Source organism: Amycolatopsis sp. NPDC043885, from assembly GCF_056435685.1.
The window spans coordinates 1-1,338 of sequence record NZ_JBWKEA010000042.1 but is presented as its reverse complement, the minus strand read 5'-3'; the positions used below and the strand labels follow the sequence as shown (position 1 = coordinate 1,338).

At 64.1% G+C, this 1,338-nt stretch carries 2 protein-coding genes; both read right to left on the bottom strand.

All coding sequences use genetic code 11. The features are described 5' to 3' along the window. Positions 1-39 precede the first annotated feature (39 nt). Positions 40-948 (bottom strand): IS3 family transposase, encoded by a 909-nt coding sequence (locus tag AC069I_RS44335; RefSeq protein WP_478268074.1) that lies wholly within the window; start codon positions 946-948, stop codon positions 40-42. Continuing rightward, positions 948-1,271 (bottom strand): transposase, encoded by a 324-nt coding sequence (locus tag AC069I_RS44330; RefSeq protein ID WP_141995942.1) that lies wholly within the window; start codon positions 1,269-1,271, stop codon positions 948-950. The genes AC069I_RS44335 and AC069I_RS44330 overlap by 1 nt, the downstream gene beginning before the upstream one ends. Positions 1,272-1,338 lie beyond the last annotated feature (67 nt).

Genomic DNA, 1,338 nt, shown 5'->3' with positions numbered 1-1,338 from the left:
TGAGGTTCACCCCGAATGGTGGACAGGGGTTACGAGGGTTCAGGCAGCCGCTCGGAGTGACTGCTCGAAGTTGTCAGGGCTGAGCATCCCGATCGCGGAGTGCCGCCGCGTACTGTTGTAGATGCTGATCCATTTGTCAATCGCGGCAACGAGTTCTGTCTTCGTGGCGTACGTGTGCCGGTAGTAGTGCTCGTGTTTGAACGTCGACCAGAACGATTCCGCTGGGCTGTTGTCCCAGCAGATTCCGGTCGCGCCCATCGACCGGCGCAGGCCGTGCCGGAAGCACGCCTTCGCTGTCAGGTGCGCCGTGTACTCGCCGCCGCGGTCGGAATGCAGGATCGTGCCACGGCATCTGCCGCCACGGGCGGCCACTGCGGCATCGATCGCGTCGGTGACCATCTCGGCGCCGATGTGGTCGGATATGCTGTAGCCCAACACTTTCCGGGAGTGTCCGTCCCGGATCGCGCACAGGAACATCTCGCCCTCGCCACACGTCAGGTACGTGATGTCGGTCAGCCACACGGCGTCGAGCCGGTCCCGGTCGAAGTGCCGGTCGACCAGATCCGGTGGGAACGACGCGGCCGGATCGACCACCGTCGTCTTCACCTTGAACGTCCGTGGGCTGATGCCCTCGAGCCCGATCGAGGCCATGATCTTGGCGACGGTCTTCGCTGTGACCACCTCGCCCTGCTCACGCAGCTCGGCGGTGATCCGCGGCGACCCGTAGATCCCGCTCGAGTCCTTGTGCGCCTGGGTGATCTTCACCTCGAGATCGGCTCGGCGTTGCTGCCGCGGAGTCAGCACCGTTGCCGCCACACGTTTCACATGCGCGTAGTAGCCCGACGTCGACACGCCCAGCAACCGTGCCATACGCCGCACCGAAAACCGCGTGCGCTCAGGCGAAAGGGTCGTGCCAGCTAACTCGTCGGAGCCGGCGTACTTGGCCATCAGAGCGAACCGGGCCGGTTCTTCTGCATCGCGGCAAAGTACGCCGAGGCTTTTACCAGGAACGCGTTGTCCTTCTCCAGCTCGGCCACCTGCCCGCGCAAGCGCAACAGTTCGGCCCGCTCGGCCGCCTCCAGAGGTTTGTCCCCGTGGACCTCGGCCGCGGTGACCCGTCGACGTTCGTCTTTGACCCAGACACTCAACATGCCCGCGTCGATACCCAGCTCACGGGAAACCTCAGCGATCGTCCGGCCGGAATCGATCACGCGATGAGCAGCCTCGACCTTGTACTCAGCCGTGTACGAACGGCGCTTACGAGGAGGCATGAGGACATCCTTTCAACAGGACGACTGGTCCTGCTAACTCGGTGTCCACTACCCGGGGTGAACCTCA